Origin of the sequence: Acidovorax sp. A1169 (genome assembly GCF_030704685.1) — a bacterium.
In the GTDB taxonomy this organism is placed as follows: Bacteria; Pseudomonadota; Gammaproteobacteria; order Burkholderiales; family Burkholderiaceae_C; genus Acidovorax.
The window spans coordinates 27,674-50,681 of sequence record NZ_JAUZDX010000010.1; the positions used below are offsets into that span (position 1 = coordinate 27,674).

The 23,008-nt window shown below is 68.1% G+C and carries 17 protein-coding genes; 9 read left to right on the forward strand and 8 right to left on the reverse strand.

From position 1 onward, the window contains the following. Nucleotide 1: 1 nt before the first annotated feature. A complete protein-coding gene (locus QYL93_RS17045) occupies nt 2-1,030 on the reverse strand; it encodes a porin (RefSeq protein ID WP_305744742.1) in 1,029 nt (342 codons plus the stop codon). A 212-nt stretch (nt 1,031-1,242) separates the two neighbouring features. On the opposite strand from QYL93_RS17045, the gene QYL93_RS17050 reads away from it, so the two are divergent. Beyond that, on the forward strand, nt 1,243-2,583 hold the full coding sequence (locus tag QYL93_RS17050) for an adenylosuccinate lyase family protein (RefSeq protein WP_305744743.1): 1,341 nt from the start codon (nt 1,243-1,245) through the stop codon (nt 2,581-2,583). Here the strand turns inward: QYL93_RS17050 and QYL93_RS17055 are convergent, their stop codons facing one another. Together QYL93_RS17055 and QYL93_RS17060 are read right to left on the reverse strand one after the other, a co-directional pair. Continuing rightward, complete coding sequence (locus QYL93_RS17055; RefSeq protein WP_305744744.1) at nt 2,584-3,720, reverse strand: GntR family transcriptional regulator; 1,137 nt, start codon at nt 3,718-3,720, stop codon at nt 2,584-2,586. Between the two features lie 132 nt (nt 3,721-3,852). Continuing rightward, entirely contained in the window at nt 3,853-4,758 is a 906-nt protein-coding gene (locus QYL93_RS17060; RefSeq protein WP_305744745.1) for a LysR family transcriptional regulator, read from the reverse strand. Nucleotides 4,759-4,831: 73 nt separating this feature from the next. On the opposite strand from QYL93_RS17060, the gene QYL93_RS17065 reads away from it, so the two are divergent. Beyond that, complete coding sequence (locus tag QYL93_RS17065; RefSeq protein WP_305744746.1) at nt 4,832-5,821, forward strand: sodium-dependent bicarbonate transport family permease; 990 nt, start codon at nt 4,832-4,834, stop codon at nt 5,819-5,821. Between the two features lie 337 nt (nt 5,822-6,158). On the opposite strand, the gene QYL93_RS17070 is transcribed toward QYL93_RS17065, so the two are convergent. Both QYL93_RS17070 and QYL93_RS17075 read right to left on the reverse strand, forming a co-directional pair. Continuing rightward, complete coding sequence (locus QYL93_RS17070; protein ID WP_305744747.1) at nt 6,159-6,800, reverse strand: VOC family protein; 642 nt, start codon at nt 6,798-6,800, stop codon at nt 6,159-6,161. Then, nucleotides 6,779-7,600, reverse strand: coding sequence for an ImmA/IrrE family metallo-endopeptidase (locus tag QYL93_RS17075; RefSeq protein ID WP_305744748.1), 822 nt, complete (start codon nt 7,598-7,600; stop codon nt 6,779-6,781). The genes QYL93_RS17070 and QYL93_RS17075 overlap by 22 nt, the downstream gene beginning before the upstream one ends. 614 nt (nt 7,601-8,214) lie before the next feature. Here QYL93_RS17075 and QYL93_RS17080 point away from each other — a divergent pair. Then, entirely contained in the window at nt 8,215-9,831 is a 1,617-nt protein-coding gene (locus QYL93_RS17080; RefSeq protein ID WP_305744749.1) for a hypothetical protein, read from the forward strand. Between the two features lie 155 nt (nt 9,832-9,986). On the opposite strand, the gene QYL93_RS17085 is transcribed toward QYL93_RS17080, so the two are convergent. After that, nucleotides 9,987-13,289, reverse strand: a complete 3,303-nt coding sequence (locus QYL93_RS17085; RefSeq protein WP_305744750.1) for a bifunctional diguanylate cyclase/phosphodiesterase — start codon at nt 13,287-13,289, stop codon at nt 9,987-9,989. Between the two features lie 221 nt (nt 13,290-13,510). Here QYL93_RS17085 and QYL93_RS17090 point away from each other — a divergent pair, with 221 nt between their 5' ends. From QYL93_RS17090 to QYL93_RS17100, 3 genes are all read left to right on the forward strand, one after another. Next, on the forward strand, nt 13,511-14,716 hold the full coding sequence (locus QYL93_RS17090; protein WP_305744751.1) for a calcium:proton antiporter: 1,206 nt from the start codon (nt 13,511-13,513) through the stop codon (nt 14,714-14,716). A 73-nt stretch (nt 14,717-14,789) separates the two neighbouring features. Next, nucleotides 14,790-15,563: a nitroreductase gene (locus QYL93_RS17095; RefSeq protein WP_305744752.1), complete on the forward strand. Its 774-nt coding sequence runs from the start codon at nt 14,790-14,792 to the stop codon at nt 15,561-15,563. Nucleotides 15,564-15,587: 24 nt separating this feature from the next. Then, entirely contained in the window at nt 15,588-17,276 is a 1,689-nt protein-coding gene (locus QYL93_RS17100; RefSeq protein ID WP_305744753.1) for an acyl-CoA synthetase, read from the forward strand. A gap of 4 nt (nt 17,277-17,280) precedes the next feature. On the opposite strand, the gene QYL93_RS17105 is transcribed toward QYL93_RS17100, so the two are convergent. Together QYL93_RS17105 and QYL93_RS17110 are read right to left on the reverse strand one after the other, a co-directional pair. Next, on the reverse strand, nt 17,281-18,015 hold the full coding sequence (locus QYL93_RS17105) for a Crp/Fnr family transcriptional regulator (RefSeq protein ID WP_305744754.1): 735 nt from the start codon (nt 18,013-18,015) through the stop codon (nt 17,281-17,283). Nucleotides 18,016-18,120: 105 nt separating this feature from the next. Beyond that, on the reverse strand, nt 18,121-19,518 hold the full coding sequence (locus tag QYL93_RS17110) for a chloride channel protein (RefSeq protein WP_305744755.1): 1,398 nt from the start codon (nt 19,516-19,518) through the stop codon (nt 18,121-18,123). A gap of 191 nt (nt 19,519-19,709) precedes the next feature. On the opposite strand from QYL93_RS17110, the gene QYL93_RS17115 reads away from it, so the two are divergent. The 3 genes from QYL93_RS17115 to QYL93_RS17125 all read left to right on the forward strand — a co-directional run bounded on the left by QYL93_RS17115 (nt 19,710) and on the right by QYL93_RS17125 (nt 22,995). Continuing rightward, the gene (locus QYL93_RS17115; protein WP_305744756.1) at nt 19,710-20,705 is read left to right on the forward strand and encodes a molybdopterin-binding oxidoreductase; all 996 of its coding nucleotides are present in this window, start codon (nt 19,710-19,712) and stop codon (nt 20,703-20,705) included. 316 nt (nt 20,706-21,021) lie between these two features. Further along, nucleotides 21,022-21,933, forward strand: coding sequence for a 5-dehydro-4-deoxyglucarate dehydratase (kdgD, locus tag QYL93_RS17120; protein ID WP_305744757.1), 912 nt, complete (start codon nt 21,022-21,024; stop codon nt 21,931-21,933). Nucleotides 21,934-22,023: 90 nt separating this feature from the next. Next, entirely contained in the window at nt 22,024-22,995 is a 972-nt protein-coding gene (locus tag QYL93_RS17125; RefSeq protein WP_305744758.1) for a tripartite tricarboxylate transporter substrate binding protein, read from the forward strand. Nucleotides 22,996-23,008 lie beyond the last annotated feature (13 nt).

Here is a 23,008-nt window from a genome sequence, read left to right on the forward strand (position 1 = left end):
TTCAGAATGTGTGCTTCACGCCGAAATCGATCGCCGTGGTGCGGGTGAGCCCGTCGCGTTTGGCGCTGCCCAGGTTGGTGTAGAGCAGGGTGCGCTTGCTCAGGTCGTACTGCAGGCCCAGGCCGATCATCTGCGAATCGAGGTTGGTGGCGGGCTTGAGGGTGCCATACATGATGTAGGTGCGGCCAAAGCTCAGCGGCACCAGGGCCGAGACGCTGTAGGCCGTGGCATCGCCGTTGAGCCCGCCCTTGGCGCGCGTGTAGCTGGCCTTGGCCTGCACCACGCCGAAATCGTAGCCGCCGGCCACCAGCTCCATGTGGGTGCTGGAGTTGAGCCGGTCGAACGCCGCGCCCACCCATACAGGGCCGTTCTTGTACTGCAGGTTGCCCGAGGTGGCGTTGCTGCGCGTGCCCTCGCCCAGGGCTCCGGCAATCTCCGCGCTCACGCCGGCGATGGTGGGGGACTTGTAGCCGACGGTGTTGGCCCAGCGGATGTTGGAGGCCTCCACTGTGGTGGCCACCGGTGTGTAGTTGGCATAGGTGTAGGCCGAGCCCAGCTGGCTCACATAGCTCCAGTAGGTGGGGTCGGCGTTCAGGGCCACGGTGTAGGCGGCCGAGTATTCGCGGCCCGCGTAGACCTCGCCCCAATCCTTGCTGCCCATGGCCACCACCGAGCGGCCCAGCCAGTACACGCTGGCGTTGCTGGGCGCGCCGGTGTCGGCGGCAAAGCGGTGCTCCAGCTGAAAGCGCGCGTACAGGCCACCGCCCATGTCCTCGCGCGCCGCAAAGCCCAGGCGCGAGGTGTTGCCGGCCTTCATGGTCCAGACCAGGGGTGTGACGCCGCGCCCGGGCAGCAGCGCGCCCGGCGTGGTGCCGCCGTTGGCGCGGGCCAGACCCTGGTCCACGATGCCGTAGATGGTGAGCGAGGACTGCGCCTGCGCTACGCCGAAGGCGCCAAGGCCGGCCAGTGCCAGCAGCAGAGCGTGAGGGGTGGAGCAGGCGAGGGTGCCTGCGGGGGAGTGCCGTGTCATGGATCTGTCTCCGATTGGATGGGGTTTGTGGCTGACGGGCAAATTGTATGTATTGAATTTGAATTGTGCAATACAATGCAATTCAATCTATGCGGCGCCGAGAAGATTTGAGGCGTTGGTAGTCGCATCGTCCAGAGGCAAATCAATGCAATACAAGTTCAATCCAGGGACATACCCTAGGTTGTATGAACGGAGCACATATGGCGGTCGGAATGTTTGAATCCTTCATCACGGGCCACTGGTTCAGCGCAGAGGCCAAGGGGGTCTGGAGCGATGCCGCCACCCTGCAGGCCTGGCTGGACGTGGAGGCCGCGCTGGCCCGCGCGCAGGCCGGGCTGGGCGTGATCCCGCCCGAGGCGGCGCCAGTGATTGCCGCCCACGCACGCGCCGAGCTGTTCGACCTGCCGCAGCTGGCCGAAGCGATCGCCTTTGCCCAGCACCCGCTGGTGCCGGTGCTGCACCGCTTCGAGCAGTTGTGTGGTGAGCCGGCGGCCGGGTACATCCACTGGGGTGCCACCACGCAGAACATCTTCGACACGGCCAACGCGCTGCAGATGGTGCGCACGCACCGGCTGCTGGCCGGGCACCTGGACGCGGCCATTGGCGCGCTGGCCGAACTGGCGCTCACGCACCAGGCCACGCCCATGGCTGGGCGCACGCATGGCCAGCACGCATTGCCGATGACGCTGGGCTTCAAGCTCGCAGGCTGGGTGGACGAGCTCGACCGCAGCCGCCAGCGCCTGGCCGAGCGGCTGGCCGGCTCCTTCCCGGCCAGCATGGGTGGGGCCATCGGCACCTTCGCCGCCACCGGGCCGCTGGGGCCTGCGGTGCAGGCACGGCTGGCCGCAGAGCTGGGCCTGCTGCCGGCGGCCCTGCCGCTGCGCTCGTCCTACGACCGGGTGGGCGACTACCTGGCCGCGCTGGGCCTGCTGGCCGGCACGGCGCAGAAGATCGCGCAGGACGTGGTCTTCATGCAGCGCACGGAGATCGGCGAGGTGGCCGAGGCCTTCCACATCGGCAAGGTGGGCAGCTCCACCATGGCGCAAAAGCGCAACCCATCGACCGCGCTGCTGCTGGTGAGCCTGGCGCGCATGCTGCGCACGCGCACGCAGGCCGCGATGGAGACCATGGTGCGCATGGACGAAGGCGACTCATCGGCCACCAACGTGGCCGACACCCTGCTGCCCGAGATCGCCATCATCGCCACCTCGGTGGCCGAGACGCTGGCGCGCCTGGCCCGCGGTCTGGTGGTGGATGAACAGGCCATGGGCCGCAACCTCGCGCTGACGAAGGGCCTGATCGCGTCCGAAGCGGTGATGATGCGGCTGACCCGCACCATGGGCCGGCACGAGGCGCACCGCCTGCTCTATGCGGCGGCGCAGCGCGCGCAGTCCGAGGGCGTGCCCTTCGTCGACGCGATTCGCGCGCTGCCCCCGTTTGACGGCGCTGAACTACCGCCCGACCTGCTGCAGGCGTTGGATGCAGCGGCCTATGTGGGCGAATCGGCCGCGCTCACGGTGCAGACCGTGGCGCGCGTGGTACCCGGCGGGTAGCTAAGCCGCCGCTGGCGCCACCGATGCCCCCGCACGCCGCACCACCGGCGTGAGGTGTACGCCATAGGGCGTGCCGGCATCGGCCCAGCGCGCGGTGATCGCGTGGTGCAGCGCGTCGACCTGGTCAGCCACGCTGCAGCCCACCACGTCGAAGAAATCCGCGTGCTCGTTGGCCAGGTCGGTGCGGCCCAGCAGCACCACGCTGAGCTGCGCGGGCACGGCAATGCCTGCCTGGGCCAGCAGGCGTTGGAAGAGTGCGCCATCCTCGATGCCCCAGGCCACCAGGGCGGTGAAGGGCAGGGCGCCATCGCTGCCAGCGCTGGCCAGCAACTGCTGCACCAGCCGGGTGGTGTAGTCCTCGTGCGGCAGCATGCCGAGGGTGATGGCCTGCAGCTCCACGCCAGGCAAAGTGCTCTGCAGGTACTCGAAGCGCCGCTGACCGAGCTGCGTGGCCAGAAAGGGGTGCGAGGTGCTGGCATAGGCGATGCGCCGGTGGCCCTGCTGCACCAGTAGTGCAATGGCCGCGGCCAGCGGCTCGCCCCACTCGGTGCCCACGGCCTCGACGTCGGCGCCCACCAGCGCCGCGCCGTCGACCGCCAGCACGTCGCACTTGTCGCGCAGCGCGGCCAGCAGCGCGATGGGGATGGCCTTGAAAGTGGACTGCACCACGCAGGCGTCGAAGCGCGGCAGCCCCTTGAGCACCGTGAGCGCGTGGTCGGGGTCGGTGTACGACAGCTCCAGCACCCGGTGCCCCTCGTCTGCCAGGCGGCGCTGCAGGCCCTCGACCAGCACGCGCCCGCGCGCAATGCTGATGGAGCGGCGCAGCAGCAGCACGGATTTCACGCTGGTGGATGCTGTGGCGCCGGTCGCAGAGGCCTTGGCCCGCTCGGTATCGCCAAGCACCGTTGCCGCCGCCGGCATCCGTGATCCTGCACCTCGGAAATAGGTGCCCCGGCCCACCTGCGAATCGATCAGCCCCTTGTCCTTGAGGCCCTGGAAGGCGCGCTGAACCAGCATCTGCGATGCACCGAAGCGCTTCATCAGTTCGCGGATGGTGGGCAGCCGGTCGCCGGGAAGCGCTTCGTGGGCAAGCTGGTCAAGGAACTGGTCGAGATTGGGCGGGGAGCTGCTGCGCATGGTCTCAATACAATACACCGAAAATTGAATTGAATTGAAGAGCACGGGCCCTCGGCGTGATCCTGCAGTCCACCCGCGGCTGCACCATGCCGTTGGTTATTCCGGGTATCGCCTCGCGTGGGGCAGGGCCCATCAGGAATGCACCTCCCACTGGGTTGCCAGCTCCTGCAGGTGTTCCAGAAATGCGCTGGCCACCGGCGACAGGCGTTTGCCTTTGAGCCAGAGCACCGACCAGGAAGAGGGCACAGGAAAGCGGTTCGCCTTCAGCACGGCAAGCCCTTCCGTCGAAGGCTGGCCGGCCAGGGCGTGCCGGGACACCAGGCCCAGCCCCATGCCCGCAGCGACCGCTTGCTTGACGGCCTCGTTGCTGCCGAGCTCCAGCCGCACGCGAGGGTGCAGCCCCAGGCGCCCGAAATGCGCATCACCGGCCAGTCGCGTGCCTGACCCCCGCTCGCGCAGGATAAAGGGCTCTTGCTGCAGCCGCGCGGCACGCACGCGGGAGGCGCCTGCCAAGGGATGGCCCAGCGCGGCGATCGGGACCAGCGGGTTGTCCAGCAATGCCAGCCGCTCATGCGGCAAGTCCTCTGGAGGCAGGGACAGGATGTAGAGATCGTCCTGGTTGGCGCGCATGCGCTGCACCACGCCATCGCGGTTCAGTACCTGCAGCTCGATGTCCACCTCAGGGTGCTTGGCGCAAAAGGGGCCCAGCATGCGCGGGATGAAATACTTGGCCGTGCTGGCCAGCGCAACCCGCAAACGCCCCTGTCGCAGGCCCTTCAGGCCCGCGATACGCTGCTCCAGCGCCTCCCACTCCGCCACCATGGCGCGCGCGCTTTCCGCAACAGCCTCGCCGGCAGGTGTCAGGTACAGGGCGCGGCCAATCTGCTCATGCAATGGCATGCCCACGGCATCGGCCAGTTCCTTGATCTGCATGGACACGGTGGGCTGGGTCACATGGCATGCGCGGGCCGCGCCGGTGACGGACCCGGTGTCGGCCAAGGCCACCAGAAGGCGCAGTTGTCGAAAGGTTGCATGCATAGGGTTTTATCTATGGGTCGTATCGATACTATTGATTTTCCTCGATTGGAGCTTGTCCATACCATTCGCAGCCATGAACATCCTTCTGGACCCCGCCATCCTGTTTTTCGTGCTCGGCGTTGCCGCCGGGCTGCTGCGCTCCAATCTGGAAGTGCCGCCACCCCTGTCCCGATTTCTCTCGCTGTACCTGTTGATGGCCCTGGGCCTGAAGGGCGGCTTTGCTCTGGGCCAGACCGGGGTGACACCGGCTGTCCTGGCGGCCCTCGGGTGTGCTGTGCTGTTGGCCATCCTCATCCCTTTGCTGGACTGGCAGTTTCTCAAGCGCGCACTGCCTCCACTGGACGCCATCAGCGTGGCGGCAACCTACGGCAGCGTGAGCGCTGTGACCTTTGTGACCGCTGCGCACATCCTGGAGTCCCAGGGCAACCCCGGCGGCGGGTACATGGCCGCAGCCATGGCCTTGATGGAGTCGCCGGCCATCGTGCTGGCATTGGTGGGTGCGCAGTGGGCCCGCACCCAGGGCATGGCCCCTGGGGGCTCTGGCGCTGCGGCGATGGCGATCGGCAATGCACCGCCGCGCATGGCGGGTGTGCTGCGCGAAGCCCTCACGGACGGCGGCACGGTGCTGCTGGTGGGCGCCCTGCTCGTGGGCCTGGTATCGGGCCCCGCCGGGGCGAAGGCGATGCAACCTTTCACCGGCGACCTGTTCAAAGGCTTGCTGGCCTTTTTTCTGCTGGACATGGGCCTGCTGACTGCGCGCCAGATGGCGGGCTTGCGCTCGCTGGCGCCCTCTCTGTTTGCCTACGCGGTGCTGGGCCCGGTGGTGCATGCCGCTCTGGCACTGGCACTCGCACGGGTGGCAGGGGTGGGCGTCGAGGACGCCACCCTGCTCGCCGTGCTGGCGGCCAGCGCTTCCTACATCGCCGTGCCCGCCGTGCTTCGGCATGCGGTCCCGGAGGCCCGCCCCGCCGTCTACATCGGGCTGTCGCTGGGCATCACGTTCCCTTTCAATCTGCTGGTGGGCATTCCGCTGTACCAATGGATGGCCGGTCTCATGGTCTAGGGCCTGTTCACACTAATTTTGGGGATCGCGTTGCCCGGCCTGGGGGCTGGATGCTAGGCGCCCGTGCGCAGCAAGGTGTGCACCTTGCAAGCGCGGGCAACGCCGCAGACGGCCCCCAGGCCGGGCAACCCGACGGGAAGGCCCTTGCCGGCGCGCCACTCGTCGTTGCGTTCCTTGCGTGTGCAAGAGCACACGCGGCGTCGCGCGCCTAGATTGGCCCGCCGGCAAGAGCCTTCGCGACCCCGAAATTAGGGTGAACAGGCCCTGGTGCCTGTGCAGGCTCCCTGGGAGCAGGTGCTGAAGCTGTAGATGATTGCGGATCTGGCTCGGCCACCGGTCAGCACAGCGTCTTCATTCCGCCAGGCGTCTGTATGTCTGCCCGGTAGCGCAAGGCATCTCCCTTTTGCACCTGCGGCGCGTGCTGTATGCCGAGCGATTCGAACAGCGCTTCGACTCTGCCGGGGTCCGGGTGCTCGATGGTGAAGCGGACAAGCCGCGCTCCCAGGTCCGGCATCGACGCGACCGGGGGAGGGCGTTGGCCCCGGTCGATCACCGAAGGAGCCACGCCTGCGAGGGGCAAACCGCCGCCCGGGGGGATCGCAAAGAAGTAGGGTGGCGCAGCCCCGGCCGACAGCTGGGTCTTGCGGCCCAGCAGGTGCCCGTGCTGCGCCAGCACCGCATCCATGTGCTGCGTGCGCGCAACCCAGCCGCGCAGGCGCAGGCCGGCATCCCAGGCCGTCTGCACGGCATGCCGGTCGTCCAGCCCGAACCAGCGGGCATGCGCCGGGGGCGGGGCAGCGGGGTCGATGGCGATGACCTCCAGGTACACATCGTCGCCCAGCCGCAGCACGTGGTTGTGGGTGCCCATGTCGGGGTGCTTGCGGCCATAGGGTATGTCGATGCCCAGGCATTCGCGCACATGGGCCACGCCCGCTTCGAGCGAGGGCGCGATGAGGGTCAGGTGGTCGAGGGTGAGCACGGCCTTGGCTCCACAGTGCCATGCGGTGAGAGAAACCATTCATCCTTCAGCCCCTTCTCTTGCCGCAACGCAGCGAATGGCTGCGGATCGAACGGAACCGCACCTGCCTGCCGGAGCCTTGCACAGTGTTCGCTTGCATAGCGGTGCGCATAGTCTTCCTTTTGCGCCGAAGTGCGGCTGTCCCACTCTTCGGGCGAGAAGCGCCGGTAGTCCACATGGTGGCCCAGCTCATGCAGCAGCGTCCGATACAGGACCGTGTTGCGAAGAGAAGCGGGTGTGGGCTGGATCTCTATCGTGCGCCGGTCCTTGCGGACCTGGTGCCCGTCGGCCTGCAGCCGGTCCAGCTCGCACTGGTCTCCGGGCGCCAGCGAATTGCGCCAGACGGTGGGTGCGAGGTGCTGTGCCTCAAGCACGATGGCAGTGCCGACATGGGGCGCCAGCTCGAACTGGAACACCGCGCGTCCCCACACGGGCCGCAGGACGCGTTGCTTGCGTGTGGGCTGGCGCATCACGATGAAGTCGAGGATCGCGAGGTCCTGGGCCGGGACATGAGAAAGAAGCCCCATCGCGTCCTCGACAGAGCAGGGGTGGAACCAGCCAGTCCGGGTGGGCTCCACAAAGAATCGGAGGTGGTGGCCGTTGACCCGCTGCGTGAAGGTGGCGCACGGTCCCAGGCGCTCGTAGAAGAAGCTCCGGTCGTGCCGGGATTCAGGAATCGTCAGCCGGTTGTCCTCCCCGTGGCCTTGGGCAGGGGTGCCGATGTTCCTGTTTCTTCGAACGGGGTTCCAGCCAGGGCGCATGGGGTTTCTGGGTTGGGTGCATTTCCGTACTCCGCAGAGACGGTACACCGGTGGGGTGGATGCCTATTATCGCGATGCGCCCGCTCACCCCATCTCCCGCAACCATCGTCGCGAATGCTGCCCGGGAGCGCTTTCATGAATCCTGCAACCAGACTGGGGCGCACTAAATACCTTGCACTGACAATTATTTGGAATTAGTATCTAATTGTGTCAATGATTGCGGTGATCGGTCACCAGGAGTTCCCGAAGAGGACCTTCGGTAAATTACTTGGTTGTCGATAGCACGTAGTGCGAAGGCCCCCGGCGGTATTTTTCTTGCCAATGGCTGGGTTATTCGCTAAAAAAAGATGCCCTGTGGCCATTGTGGTCCGTCTTGCCGCGATTCGCGGGGCCTGTGCAGAGGATGCTGGGCCGAGCGGAAATATGTTTTCTTGACTGTCGATAGTGCGGTGAATCTTCAAATGCAAATGGACGCTTCGGGCAAAGAGCAGGAAGGACTCGATTAAACCGGCGTCACATCGGGTTTTCCCGCATTTCGCTGAATAGCGGGTTTCCGGTATTCCATAGAAATGCAGCGGTTCGTTATTTATCCACCTTTTTTACGGTAAACATCCATGCCCCAACTCGTCTTTGGTGCCAGCGCAGTCGTCAGTTCATTGAACCGCGCATTGGCCGATTCCACACCGTCTTCTTCCCTTTTCACCAGCCAGGTAGCACAGGCCGGTACCACCAACGAAGCGCAACTGGCGTTCGCCAAAACCTTTGGCGCCACCTATGCGGCGGGCAAGACCCCTGCGCAGCTGGCTGTTTCGCTGCTGACAAACCTGGGGTTGGACAAGGCTCCGCTCTCGCTGTTTGCTGCACTCACCGACTACATCGGATCTGTGGGCACTGCAAATATCGGCATCGTTGCCTTGCAACTGGGCAACATCCTGGCGGGCCGGGAGTCCGACGCCACTTACGGCACTGCTGCCCTGGCCTGGAATGCGGAGGTGACCCAGTCGTACGAAAAATCCACCGGGCTGTCGCTCACGCCCCCACCTGCGCCGGCACCGGGCGGCGGCGGTGACAGCGGGCCTGCCCCCGCACCCGCGCCTGTGGTGACCCTGGGCACTGCGGGCCCGGACGCCCTCGTACTGGCTGCCAACGCACAAAATGTAGATCTTCTGGCCGGCATTGACTCCTTGACCATCAATGGGGCCACCAACGCGCCCACGGGCTCCCTCACCGGGGGCGCGGACGCCGATACCCTGGTGCTGGCCGCTGGCACCAATCTGTCGGGCGCCACGGTCAGCGGTTTTGAAAATGTCACCTTCGCTGCGACCGGCGTCTACACCATGACGGCCGCGCAGTACAACGGCTTCACCGGCACGTTTACAGCAGGCAATTTCGAGACGATCGCGCTTACCACGGCGGGCACCATCGTTGCGAATGCTGCCATCGAGCGCTTTCATTTGGCCAACGGTACCAATACGTTCACGGCGGGCACCAACACCGTCTCCGTGGTGGGCGGCAACGGGGCCGATACCTTGAACTACACCGCCACCCAGGTTGCGGGGGCCACCACCGTGGATGGCGGTCTGGGCGCGGACGTTTTGAACATCGGTGCCATCGGCGCCAACCTGAACATCTCTGCGCTGGTGACCGGGATCGAAACGATCAACATTACCGGCTCCGCTGCGACGGGCTATACCTTCACCAATGAAAACGGTGCTGGTGTCACGCTCAATTACTCCAAGGGGGCGACGGGCGACGTGGTGGTCCTGGGGACCGGCGGGCAGACCGTGAACCTGTTCGGCACCTCCGCCACCGCAGTCACCGTCACTGGCGGTTCGGGGGTGGACACCATCAACCTTTCCGCCACGGCCACGGGGGCCGAGACGATCACCAACGGGTCCGTGATCGGCAACATCGATACGGTCGCCAATTTCAGGGTGGCTGGCGCTGACGTCTTCAAGACGGGTATTGGCGCAACCACCCTGACGGCACTGACCATTGCCAGCGCGGACACCGCCACGCTGGCCGCCTCCATCTCCACGGCGGCCACGGGCGCGGGCGCCACGCTGGCGGCCAATACGCAAGCCTACATCATTACCGTATCGGCGGGCACGTCGGCAGGTACCTACGCGTTCCAGAACATTGGCGGCACGGTGGGCACGGTGGATGCCACCGACTTCATCGTCAAGCTGACCGGTGCGGGCAGCATCGTCGCAGGCAATTTCATTGCCTGATACGCATCACATGATGGCTCCGGTCAGCGGGGCCTGGATGGCCCCTTGACGGGGCGGCCAACGCAAAAAAGGAGCGCTAGCGCTCCTTTTTTCATGGTCTTGCGCAGGGGGGCGTGTGCCCGGGGAGGCCGTCACGGTGTTGCACCTGGCCCGGCTCACCCTACCTCCCGCAGATCCACCACATGCACCGCGCAGGCATTGCGCCCGCCGTGCTTGGCCGCGTAGAGGGCGCGGTCGGCGGCCAGGAGCAGGTCGGTGGGGCGCACCGATGGGTCGCCCGGGGCGAGGTAGGCCACGCCCACGCTGGTGGTCATCTGCCGGGGGATGTTGTGCTGCAGCGGCAGGGGTTCGCGGATGGCGTGCAGCACCTTGTCGGCCACGGTCTGCGCCTCGTCGCACGACGACAGGTGGGGCAGTACCACGGCGAATTCGTCGCCCGCGATGCGCGCCGGGAAGTCCGTGCTGCGCACGGCGCCCTGCAGCCGCTCGGCCATGGCGATCAGGGCGGCGTCCCCGGCGGCGTGGCCCCAGGTGTCGTTGATGGCCTTGAAGTGGTCGATGTCCAGGAACATCAGCGCCATGCCGGTGCCCGAGACCTGGCTGGCCTGCAGGGCGGCGGCCAGGTGGATGTCGAACTGGCGCCGGTTGGCCAGGCCGGTGAGCGTGTCAGTCATGGCCAGCTCCTTCATGCGGCGTTCGGACTGGCGGATGGCGGTCACGTCGGTGGTCAGCGTGTAGATGCCCAGCACCTCGCCCACGGCCAGCATGTCGGGGATGTAGTCGGTCTGCAGGATGCGCCGTATGCCCAGGGCCTGGGACTCCACCTCGAACTGCACGCGCTGGCCCGAAAGGGCCCGGCGCAGGGGGTCTGCACGCTGGGCGTAGAGGGCCGGGCCGATCACCTCGGGCAGGGGCTTGCCCAGGGCGTTGGCAATGGGTAGGCCGGTCCACTCCTCGAAGGTGTGGTTCAGGAACTGCAGCCGGTGCGCGCGGTCGATGTAGGTGATCATCACCGGCAGGTTGTCGGCAATGGCGCGCAGCCGCCGCTCGGTGCGCTCGTGGCGCAGCTGCAGCTCCTTCACAGCGGTGACGTCGAAGGACATCAGGTAAAAGCCCACCACCGCCGGCCCGGTGCTGCCCTCGCCATCGCCGGCATCGAACTCGGGGATCAGGTGGCTTTGCAGGTGCCGGAGCGTGCCCTCGTGGTCCACGCAGCCCTCGAACTGGGCGCGCCGGCCGGCCAGGGCCTCCAGCAGGTAGGGCAGGTGCAGGGCGTACTGCACGTCGCCCAGCAGCTCCTGGGCGTACAGGCCGACCTGCGGGTGGGCGATCAGCCCGCGCGACTGCAGCGCGTAGTCGTTGGCGAACAGGCAGCGCTGGCGCGCATCGAAATGGCAGACCACGGCCGGCAGGTTGCACAGCACGTCGCGCAGCCGCTGTTCGCTGCGGGCCAGGCGCTGCTCGGCTTCGCGGCGCGAGCGGATGTCGCGCAGGAAGGCGTTGGCAATTGGGCCGTTGGCGGTGGGCTGCACCGTCATCATCATCTCCACCGGCACCTCGCTGCCGTTGCGGTGGTGGCCCACCAGCTCGGTGTGGCGGCTCACGGCCTGGTTGCTGCCCAGGTTCACCAGCTGCGCGAAGTCCGTGAGCGGCGCATGCGGGTGGATGCGCGGCACCATCAGCTGCGCCACGTCCCGGCCGATGGCTTCAGCGGCGCTCCAGCCGAACATGCGCACGGCCTCGGGGTTCCAGTCGGTCACGCGGCCATCGGCCCCGACGGCGATGAAGGCGTCGCCGGCCGTGTTCAGGATGTCGGCCGTGCGCTGCTGCTCCTGCACCAGCGTGGCCAGCAGTGGCCGCACGCGGCGGCGCAGCGCCCAGGTGCCGGCGGCCACCAGCGCCAGCACCGACAGCACGATCAGGTGCAGTTGCCCGCGCAGGGGGGCATACAGCGTGGTGACGTCCGTCTTGAGCACCAGGCCCAGGCCGTAGCCGCCAATGGGGCCGTAGCCCGCCACGACCGGCACGCCGCGCAGGTCGCGGGCATAGTTCACGCCGCTCTGGCCCAGCAGCGCCAGGCTCACGGGCAGGTTGGGCTTGCCCGATGCCGTCCACAGGGGCACGGTGAAGGGTGTGGGGTACAGCCGGCTCGGGGCGCAGGCGGCGACGTCGGCGCGGCGGCGGCAGATCAAGGCGTCGGCCGACTCGGTGGAGCGGCGCATCTGGTCCATCAGGCTGTCGAACAGCCTGAGCTTTTGCTCCATCACCACCTGGCCCACCACCGTGCCGCCCTGGTGCATGGGCACCAGCGTGCGCAGCACGTAGCCGGCGTTCCAGCGCAGCTCGGCCTGCTGCGAGCCGTCCAGGTCCAGCGACTCGATGGAGCGCGCACTGTCGCCCAAAAACAGGCCGGCCGTGTGCAACAGGTGCCCACGCGCATCGAGGAAGCGCACCCCGTCCACACCGCCCATGAGAAAGCCGGCCGTCAGCTTCTCCAGTTGCTCGCCGGCCTGGGCGTCGCGCGGCGAGCCGCTCAGGCGCTCCATGGCCTGGGCCACGGCGTGGTGGTCGCCCACGGCGGCCGACAGCGCAAGGCTGCTGCGCAGCGCATCGTCCAGCGCCAGCGCATAGGTGCGGGCCGACTGCTCCATGGCCTGCAGCACCGATTTCTCGAAGGTCTCGCGCATGGCGACAAAGCCGGCGATGCCCCCGCCCACGGCGACGAGCGTGAGCGCGGTGATGGCGCGGTAGGTGATGCGCCGCTCCAGCCACTGCGGATCGCGTGCCCTGTCGATGAGAACCCTGTCGCGCAGCTGCCAGATGCCTGCCCCCAGCACCAATAGCGCCACCGCCGTGGTCAGCCGCACATGGTTGTGCGAGGCCACGCGGTACAGCAGCTCCAGCCCCATCAGGTGGCCGGCCAGGCCCAGCGTGGCCACGGCGGCCAGTAGCGCCAGGGCCACCAGGCCGGCGCGCCGGTAGCGGTCGCGGCGCGCCGGGGCGGCCCACCACAGGGCGGCGGCGCTCGCCATGAAGGCCACGCCACCGTTGGGCGAGAGGCTGTGGGCCCCTGGTGCCCGCAGGGTGGTGCCGGTGATGAACCCCGGCAGGTCGGCCGCCGCATCGTGTCCCGACAGCGCGCGCCACAGGGCCAGCACCGCGTACACGCCTGCCACCAGCGCCAGCACCGAGGCCGCCGCCTGTGCGGGCCGGTGGGTATGGGGGAGGGCGCGCAGGCACAGGGCGGCGCCCAGAAGCAGGAGGATCAGCGCGGCGTGGATGCCGGGCTCTACCGAATCAGCGAAGGCCTTGCCCAGGGCCAGGTGGGGAAAGGCCGAACGCAGCACCAGAAAGAAGGCAAAAGTGGTACCCAGCACCCCCAGTGCCAAGGAGGTCGTTGCATGCCGGTCGCGCACCATGTGGGCCATCACATTGCCCCCGTATCCTTGTGACAACATGTTACGCCGCAGCTTGCGATTGCGCTAGGCGGGACAAACCCCCGAACGCGCGCCTGGCGAAGGCCCACCGTGGGGCACACGCAGGGCGCACGGCGCGCATGCCGGGGTGCAGGGTGGTAGCATGGCGGCGCTTGCGCACCCTGCGCCAGCCAGGCCGTGGACGACTTCGGCCATGTACCGACTCCCGGGGGACGGCCCTTGTTTTCCTACCGTGGGACGACATGCCCAAGCCGAACCTTCGCAAAACTCCTCACAGCGCCGCAGCGAATCCCGCTCACCCTGGCCAGCCGCGCCTGGTGGCGCCCACCACCTGGGCGCTGCTGGCCGGCGCGTGGCTGGTGGCCGGGCTCTTCATCGCCTTTGGCAGCACCTGGCTGGCGGCCCCGCTGACCACGGGCGTCGCGGCCGGCGCCTTCGGGCTGCTGTTCGCCACCATCCTCGCGGCATCCTTCGGGGTGGTGCATGAGGCCGACCATCTCGCGCAGCAGCTGGGGGAGCCCTATGGCACGCTGGTGCTGACCCTGTCCATCGTCTCCATCGAGGTGATCCTGATCGCGTCGGTGCTGCTGGGACCGGGCGATTCGTCGGCCATCGGCCGCGACTCCATCTTCGCGGTGATGATGATCATCATGAACCTGGTGATCGGCATCTGCCTGGTGGCCGGGTCGGCCCGCCATGGCGACCAGGAGTACAACGCCCAGGGCGCCACGGCCTACCTGGGCATGATCGCGCTGCTCACCGGCACGGCGCTGGTGCTGCCCAACCACCTGGGTGGGGCGGGCGCGTTTTCCACGCCGCAGGCGCTGGGCATGGCCGCCCTCACTGCCGGTCTTTACGCGGCGTTTCTGTGGCTGCAGATGCGCAGCCACAGGCGCTACTTCATCCAGCCTGCGGCCGGCAGCATGGCGGTGCCGGCAGCGGCGCAACGGACCAGGGGCGGCCAGACCGCAGCGATGCCTGGCCCGGCAGGGCGGCGGGCCATGGCCGTGCGCTCGGCCGTGCTGCTGGCGCTGGTCCTGCCCATCGTGCTGCTGGCGCACTACCTGGCCATCGTGACGGACTACGGCATCGCCGCCGCCGGGGCGCCTGCTGCCGTGGGCGGGGTGCTCATCGCCATCATCGTCTTCACGCCCGAATCCATCACCGCCGTGCGCGCCGCCATGGGCAACGAGATGCAGCGCGCCATCAACCTGTGCCTGGGCGCCTTTGTCTCCACCGTGGGCCTGACGGTGCCTGCGGTGCTGCTCATCGGCGTGGCCACGGGCCAGCGCATGGCCATGGGCCTGTCGGGCACGGAAGTGGTGTTGCTGGTGCTGACGGTCGCGCTCTCCATGCTCAGCTTCAATGGGCAACGCAGCTCGCCGATCCAGGGGCTGATGCACCTCACGTTGTTCGCCGTGTTCGGGCTGGTGCTTTTTCTTCCCTGAGCCGGGGGCCGGGATTTCCCGGAATGTCATCGCATCGACAGTCACGAACGGCGGCCCTGCCTAGCATGCCGGCATGACCTGTTCACCCCTGCCCACGGCCATACTTGCCCCTTCCATCGCGCACCCCGATCGCTCGCCTGGCGCAGCCCCCGTCGCGGCACAGCCGCTACGCCAGGCGGTGGATTGGGCCATCGTCTCGCGGCGCAGCATCCGCGCCTTTCTGCCCACGCCGGTAGGGCCGGGCGAGGTGCATGCCATCCTCGACGTGGCGCGCCATGCGGCCTCGGGCATGAACACCCAGCCCTGGCGGGTGCATGTGCTCACGGGCGGCGCCAAGGAGCGGCTGAGCGCCGCCATCGCCGCCGTGGACAACGATGGGGATGCTGCGGCAGCCCTCACTGAGCCCTACCACTACTACCCGCTCGACTGGGTCTCGCCCTATGTGGACCGGCGCCGCAAGGTGGGCTGGGACCTGTATGGCCTGCTCGGCATTGCCAAAGGCGACAAGGCGCGCATGCACGCGCAGCACGGCCGCAACTACCGCTTCTTCGATGCGCCCGTGGGGCTGATCTTCACGGTGAGCCGGGTGATGCAGGCTGGCAGCCTGATGGACTACGGCATGTTCTTGCAGAGCGTGATGGTGGCGGCCCGCGCGCGCTCTCTTGATACCTGCCCGCAGGTGGCGTTCACGAAGTTCCACCGGGTCATCGCCGCCGAGCTGGGCATCCCCGATACCGAGATGGTGGTCTGCGGCATGAGCCTGGGCTACGCCGACCCGGCGGGAATCGAGAACACGCTGGTGACGCAGCGCGAGAGCGTCGAGTCGTTCACCACCTTTCACCCGTAAGCGCACCACCAAGGAGACACAACAGTGAACCACGCCACTCCCAGCAGCCCTTACCAGACGGGCCTTGAGCGCACCCCCGCCAACCACCTGCCGCTCACGCCGCTGGGTTTTCTGGACCGCAGCGCACAGGTGCACCCCGACGGCATTGCCGTGGTGCATGCAGGCAGCACGCAGACCTGGGCACAGACCCGCGAGCGCGCCTACCGCCTGGCGAGCGCCCTGGCACGTCGCGGCGTGCAGCGCGGCGACACCGTGGCCATCCTCGCGCCCAATACCCCGGCCATGCTGGAGGCGCACCTGGGCATCCCGCTGTGCGGTGCGGTCATCAATGCCATCAACTGCCGGCTCGATGCCGAGGGCATCGCCTTCATCCTGCAGCACGGCGAGGCGCGCATTCTGCTGGTGGACAGCGAGTTCGCGGCGCTGGCAGACAAGGCCGTTGCGGGCCTGGACCAGCCGCCGCTGGTGGTCGCCATCCACGATGCGGGCCTGCCCGCGCAGCCGGCCTTCGGTGCAATCGACTACGAAGCCCTGCTGTCCGAGGGCGACCCGGCCTTCGAAGGCCTGTGGCCCGAGGACGAGTGGGACCCCATCGCGCTGAACTACACCTCGGGCACCACGGGCGACCCCAAGGGCGTGGTGCCCAGCCACCGCGGCGCCTACCTCATGAGCCTGCTGCAGCTGACCGACTGGGCGATGCCGCGCAAGCCCGTCTACTTGTGGACGCTGCCCATGTTCCATGCCAACGGCTGGTGCTTCACCTGGGCCATCACGGCGGCAGAGGGCACGCATGTGTGCCTGCGCAAGGTCACGGCCAAGGCGATATTCGAAGCCATTGCCGAGTATGGCGTGGACCATTTCTGCGCCGCGCCCACGGTGCTGGCCATGCTGGCGAATGCGCCGGCGCACGAGCGCATCGCGCTGCCGCGCCCGGTGCGCGTGCTCACGGCGGGCTCGCCGCCGCCCGCAGCCATCCTGCAGGCAATTGCCGCCATGGGCTTCGACGTGGACCATGTGTACGGCATCACCGAGGTCTCGGGCACGCCGGTGAGCTGCGTGCGCCAGCCGGGCTGGGCAACCTTGCCCGAGGCCGGCCGCGCCCAGCTGCAGGCGCGCCAGGGCGTGCGCGCTGCTGCGCTGGAGCATCTGCGCGTGCTCGACCCCGACACGCTGCAGCCCGTGCCGGCCGATGGCGTGACCCCCGGCGAGATCATGCTGCGCGGCAACACGGTGATGAAGGGCTACCTCAAGAACCCCGGCGCCACGGCCAAGGCCTTCGCGGGCGGCTGGTTCCACACCGGCGACATCGCGGTGCTGCACCCCGATGGCTATGTGCAGATCACCGACCGGTCGAAGGACGTGATCATCTCGGGCGGCGAGAACATCTCCTCGGTGGAGGTGGAAGACGTGCTGCACCGCCACCCCGCCGTGCTGCTGGCCGCCGTGGTGGCCCAGCCCGACGAGCGCTGGGGCGAGGTGCCCTGCGCCTTCGTGGAGCTCAAGCCCGACGCGGTGGGCAGCGTGAGCGCCGAGGAACTGATAGCCTTCTGCCGCAGCCATCTGGCGCGCTTCAAGTGCCCGCGCCAGGTCGTGTTCGAGGCCTTGCCCAAGACGGCCACCGGCAAGATCCAGAAGTTTCGCCTGCGCGAGATCGCGGGCAGCCGCGAGGCCATCACGCGGCTGGCGCATGTTCAGCCCGAGCCCGCAGGCTGAGCGTTCAGCCTTCGCGGGCGATCGACTGCAGCACCTTCAGGTCGATCACCTCGATCGATCCGTAACCCAGCCGAATCGCACCGCGGTCCTGCAGCTCCTGCAGCGCCCGGTTGGCCACCTGGCGCGACACGCCCGACAGGCGCCCCAGCTCCTCCTGCGACAGCGTGATGCGCCGCGCGGTGTTGGGGAATAGCGCATCGTTGAACAGCCCCGACAGGCTGTAGGCCACCTGCGCCGTGGTGTCACCCAGCCGGTCGGTCTGCACCTGCGCCACATAGTGGGCTAGGCGCGCGTTGAGCTGCCCGATCAGCCACAGCGCAAACGGATGGCTCTCGTGCAGCAGGCGTAAAAACTCGCTGCGCGGCAGCAGCGCCACCACGCTGTCGGTCAGCGCCGTCACGGCATAGGGCCGGGGCTCGTCCTTGAGCACCGAGCCCTCGCCGAACCAGGCGCCCGAGGGCACGCCCGCAAAGGTGCTGGTGCGGCCTTCGGCGGTGATGTTGTCCAGCTTGAGCATGCCCTCCATCACCCCCGCCCAGTGCGCCGTGGGCGTGCCGCGCGCAAACACCGCACCGCCCGCAGGGTAGCTGCGCACCGTGATCGCCTTGCGTACGCGCGCGGCCTCCTCGGCGGTCAGGCTGGACATCCAGGGTGATTGGGCGAGGAAGAGGGCGAGGGGATCAGCGGTCATGGCGTCCGTGGCGTCAAAGGTGGGCGCTTGGATTGTGGCGGCGATCATGGTCGTCTCCAATAGGGCAAAGCCTGTGTGCGACGTCTGCCGTGGTCGCCACCTGTGCTGTTGCGGAGGGTGGCGACCCTTCTCCGGGGCCGCTGCGGGCCGAGGTCACGGCGGCGGTGCGGGAGGTGCAACGGCCCTGGGCGCAGGTGCAGGCAAGGGCGCGGGCGAAGGGGTCGGCGCGGGCGCCGGCGGTGGCGCCATGGACTGCAGCATGGCCAGCGCCAGGGTTTCGTACAGTGGCCGCGCCAGCATGCGCGAGACCAGGCTGGCAAGCATGGCGGCTGCCATGAGGCTGAGCACCATGGCGTGGCCGTCGACCATCTCCATGACGATGATGAAGGCTGTGAGCGGCGCCTGCGTGACTGCGGCCAGGAAGGCCGCCATGCCCATGGCGATGAGGGCAGGCGCGATGTCGGTGCCCAGAAGCAGCGACACGTTGTGGCCCACGCCCGCACCAATGGACAGGGAGGGCGCGAAGATGCCGCCGGGCACGCCCAGCCAGGCCGACAGCCAGGTGGCGATGAACTTGAGCGTGACGTAGAACGCCGGCATGTCCGCCTCGCCGGCCAGCATGTGCTTGACCGCTTCGGAGCCTGCGCCGAAGGTCGCGCCGCCGGTGGCCAGGCCGATCACCGCCACCACCAGCGCGCCGACCGCCGCGAAGCGGATGGGAAAGCGTGCGCGCAACTGGCAGGCGCGCTCGGAGGTGCCGGTGAGCGAGGCGGCCAGCAGCTTGGCGAACAGGCCGCCCAGCACGCCGCAAGCCAGCGCCACGCACAGGCCGGGCAGCAGCGCGTCCCAGCCCAGGTGGGGCACCTGGATGCGGCCGAAGTAGCTCAGGTTGCCGAACACCGAGACGCCCATCAGCCCCGCCAGCACGATGGCGGCGATGATGACGCCGCTGCTGCGCGACTCCATCTTGCGCGAGAGTTCTTCGATGGCGAAGACCACGCCGGCCAGCGGCGCATTGAAGGCCGCCGCGATGCCCGCCGCGCCGCCAGCCACCAGCAGGGCATGGGCGGTGATGCCCGAGCGGTGGTCGAACCAGCGGCGCGCATGGTGCATGACGCCGGCCGCCACCTGCACCGAGGGGCCTTCGCGCCCGATGGACAGCCCCGCGAGGAAGCCCGCGCTGGCCAGCACGATCTTGGCGAACGACAGCCACAGCGAGACGAAGCGCCCGCGCCGTCCTGTCTCCAGGCTGGAATCCAGCGCCGAGATCACCTGCGGTATGCCCGAGCCCGCCGCACCGGGCGCCCAGCGCCGCGTGGCCCACACCACGGCCGCGGTGACGGCCGGCATCCACAGCAGCACGGCCCAGCCACCCTGCCAGCGGTAGATGTGCAGGAACAGCTCGAACGCGGCATCGGCCAGCAGCGTGAAGGCCACCACGCACAAGCCGGCGGCGCAGGCGTAGGCGAGCACGATGGAGCGGTCCAGCCAGCGCCGGCCGTCCCTCAGCTCCTGGCGCAGGTTGTCGAAGAAATTGGGCTCATGGTTCATGCGGGGCGTGCAGTGCGTGTGGTGTGCGAAGCGGCAGGGCGGCCATGGCCGTGGCCGCATGCAAGAAGCCTACCAAGCGGACCGGTGCGTGTTTCGGAAACAAGTTATCAGGGCCTGCAGGCCCTGGCCATGCGTTTTGCGCCGCTGGCAGTGCCAGAATGGGCCCATCACCAGAATATGGACGGAGCCCCATGAACAGCCAGCGTAGTTTGCCGATCACCCTCAAGGCCGCGCTCTGCATCGCCGCCCTCGGGCTGTTGCAGGGATGTGCCACCCGGGCAGACGGCCGCGCCCGCGTGCAGGTGGTGTGCGCGGTGGACGCCACGGCCACCGAGTCGGTGGTGGACCTGCGCCAGCAGGGCGTGGTGCAGCAGCAGGTGGACTTCAAGGACGACACCGGCGCGCAGGCGCGCAGCTACACCGGCGCCGCGCTGTGGCCGCTGCTGCAGGCCTGCGCGCTGCAGTCGGATTCGGCCACGGACCTCCATGGGCAGCGCGCAGCGGCGCTGGGCCGTTATGTGCTCGCCAGCGGGGCCGAGGGCTACAGCGCCGTGTTCTCGGTGGGCGAGCTGCACCCGGATTTCGGCAACAAGGCCAGCGTCGTGGCTTATGCAGAGGCTGGGGCAGGCGATGCCGATGCTGCGGGGACAGCGCCGTCGCTGCGCATCACCGCCCCGGGCGACCTGCAGGGCAGCCGCTATGTCGCCGGGCTTACGCGGCTCGAAGTGCGCGCGTCCGGCTCGGTGGGCGCGGGCAGCGGTGCGGCGCAGTCGCAGGCCGTGCAGGTGCTGGGCGCGGTGAAGAACACCCTGCGCCTCGATGAAGCGGCCCTGCGCGCGCTGCCGGCGGTCACGCAGGTGGTGGGCGGGCGCCGCTACACCGGCGTGGACCTGTGGGCGCTGCTGAGCGCCGTGGCCGGTATCGAGGCCGACAGGGCCAGCGGTGCCAACGTGCAGGGCATGTACCTGGTGGCCACCGGGGCCGATGGCTACCAGGCCCTGGTATCGCTGGCCGAAATGAGCCCCGAGCTGGGCAACCAGCGCGTGCTGATCGCCTACCGCCTGGACGAGCAGCCGCTGGCGCGCGGCATGGCGCGGCTGGTGGTGGCCGGCGATGGCAAGGCCGGCCGCTCAGTGTCGGCGCTCGAAGCCATCGAGGTGTTTGCGGCAGCGCCAGCTGTGCCGTAGCACAGCCGGGGCGGGCAAGGTCCTGCGGCGGTGCCGGGCAGTGCGGGATTGCTCGGCTGGCCAACACCCGCACTGCAAAAATCAAAGATGTCGCATGACAAAGGGTTTTCCCTATGGTATGTGTGAATGTTAACGTTAACATCAACCCATTCCAGCCATTTGACGCGGTTTGAAGTGCGTTTGCGAAGGGCGCAACCATGCCGAATGGCCCCCTGCCAGCCCCAAGACCGTTGCCTTGTGCCGGTGAAAAGGCTGCCGAGAGGCACTTGTACGACCTGTTGATCCGCTCTGACCACCCACCAGCCCCGCCACCACCATGAACCCGCAAGAACTCAAATCCATCATGGGCTCCGGCCTGCTCTCGTTCCCCGTCACGGACTTCGATGCCCAGGGCGACTTCAACCCCAAGGGCTACGCCGCACGCCTGGAATGGCTGGCCCCCTATGGCGCCACCGCCCTGTTCGCCGCCGGCGGCACGGGTGAGTATTTCTCGCTCTCGGGCGCCGAGTACGGCCAGGTCGTCAAGACCGCGGTGGACACCTGCCGCGGCAAGGTGCCCATCATTGCCGGTGCCGGCGGCCCCACCCGCACCGCCATCGCCCACGCCCAGGAGGCCGAGCGCCTGGGTGCCCACGGCATCCTGCTCTTGCCCCACTACCTGACCGAAGCCGGCCAGGAGGGTTTGATCGAGCATGTGGCCGCAGTCTGCAACAGCGTGAAGTTCGGCGTCATCGTCTACAACCGCGACCGCACCAAGCTGACGGCCAACTCGCTGGCCATCCTGGCCGAGCGCTGCCCGAACCTGATCGGCTTCAAGGACGGCGTGGGCAACATCGAGACCATGTCCTCGATCTTCATGAAGATGGGCGACCGCTTCTCCTACCTGGGCGGGTTGCCCACGGCCGAGGTGTATGCAGCGGCGTACAAGGCGCTGGGCACGCCGGTGTACTCGTCGGCGGTGTTCAACTTCATCCCGAAGACGGCGATGGACTTCTACAAGGCCGTGGCGTCCGACGACATGGCCACGCAGCACCGGCTGCTCAAGGACTTCTTCATGCCTTACCTGGACATCCGCAACAAGGTGGAAGGCTATGGCGTGAGCATCATCAAGGCCGGCGCCACCATCGTGGGCCATGGTGCGGGGCCGGTGCGTGCGCCGCTGACGGACCTCAAGCCCGCCGAGGTGGAGCAACTGAAAGCGCTCATTGCAAAGCTCGGCCCGCAGTAAGCGCAGCCTCCGCCCCACGCAAACCCTTTGATCACCAAGGCCCCGCAGAGGGCTGCCGAAACGACACCACCCCCTCCGGAGACATCCACCATGTTCGTCAAAAAACTGCTGCTGCTTGCCAGCGCCTGCACCCTGGCCTTTGCCGCAACGGCGCAGACCACCCCCTGGCCCGAGAAGCCCGTGACCATCGTCGTGCCGTTCCCGGCCGGTGGCTCCACCGACATGGTGGCGCGCGCCATGGCCCTGCAAATGGGCGAAAAGCTCGGCCAGAGCTTCGTGGTGGACAACCGCCCCGGTGCCACGGGCACGCTGGGCGCCGGCTCGGTCAAGCGTGCTGCGCCCGATGGCTACACGCTGCTGGTGTCGTCCCTGGGCGCCTTCGTCGTGGCACCGCACCTGCTCAAGAGCGTGCCGTACGACGCGCTCAAGGATTTCGACTACATCAGCGTGCCCGTGCAGGCGCCCAATGTGCTGGTGGCCGCGCCCAACCAGAAGGCGCGCACCGTGAAGGAGGTGGTCGCCCAGCTCAAGGCCAACCCCGGCAAGGTGAGCTTCGCCAGTTCGGGCAACGGCTCGTCGGACCACCTCTCGGCCGAAGTGTTCTGGCAGCAGAGCGGCACCGAAGGCCTGCACATCCCCTACAAGGGCGGCGCACCGGCCATCAACGACCTGCTGGGCGGGCAGGTGGAGTTCTCGTTCCAGAACGTGAACGCCGTGCTGCAGCACATCCGCGCCGGCAAGCTGCATGCGATTGCCGTCACCGGCGACAAGCGCAGCCCCGTGCTGCCCGACGTGCCCACCCTCGCCGAGGCCGGCGTGGCCGGCGCCGAGGTCTACTCGTGGCAGGGCATGGCCGCGCCCAAGGGCCTGCCCGCCGCCGTGAAGAAGAAGCTCTCGGACGCCGCCATCGCCGCCATGAACGACCCCGCCGTGAAGAAGCGCATGCTCGATCAGGGCCTGGAGATCGTGGCCAGCACGCCCGAAGCCTTCACCGCCTACCAGGCGCGCGAGTTCGCGCGCTGGAAGACAGTGATCGAAACCCGCAAGATAACTGCCGATTGATTTCTCCATGAGG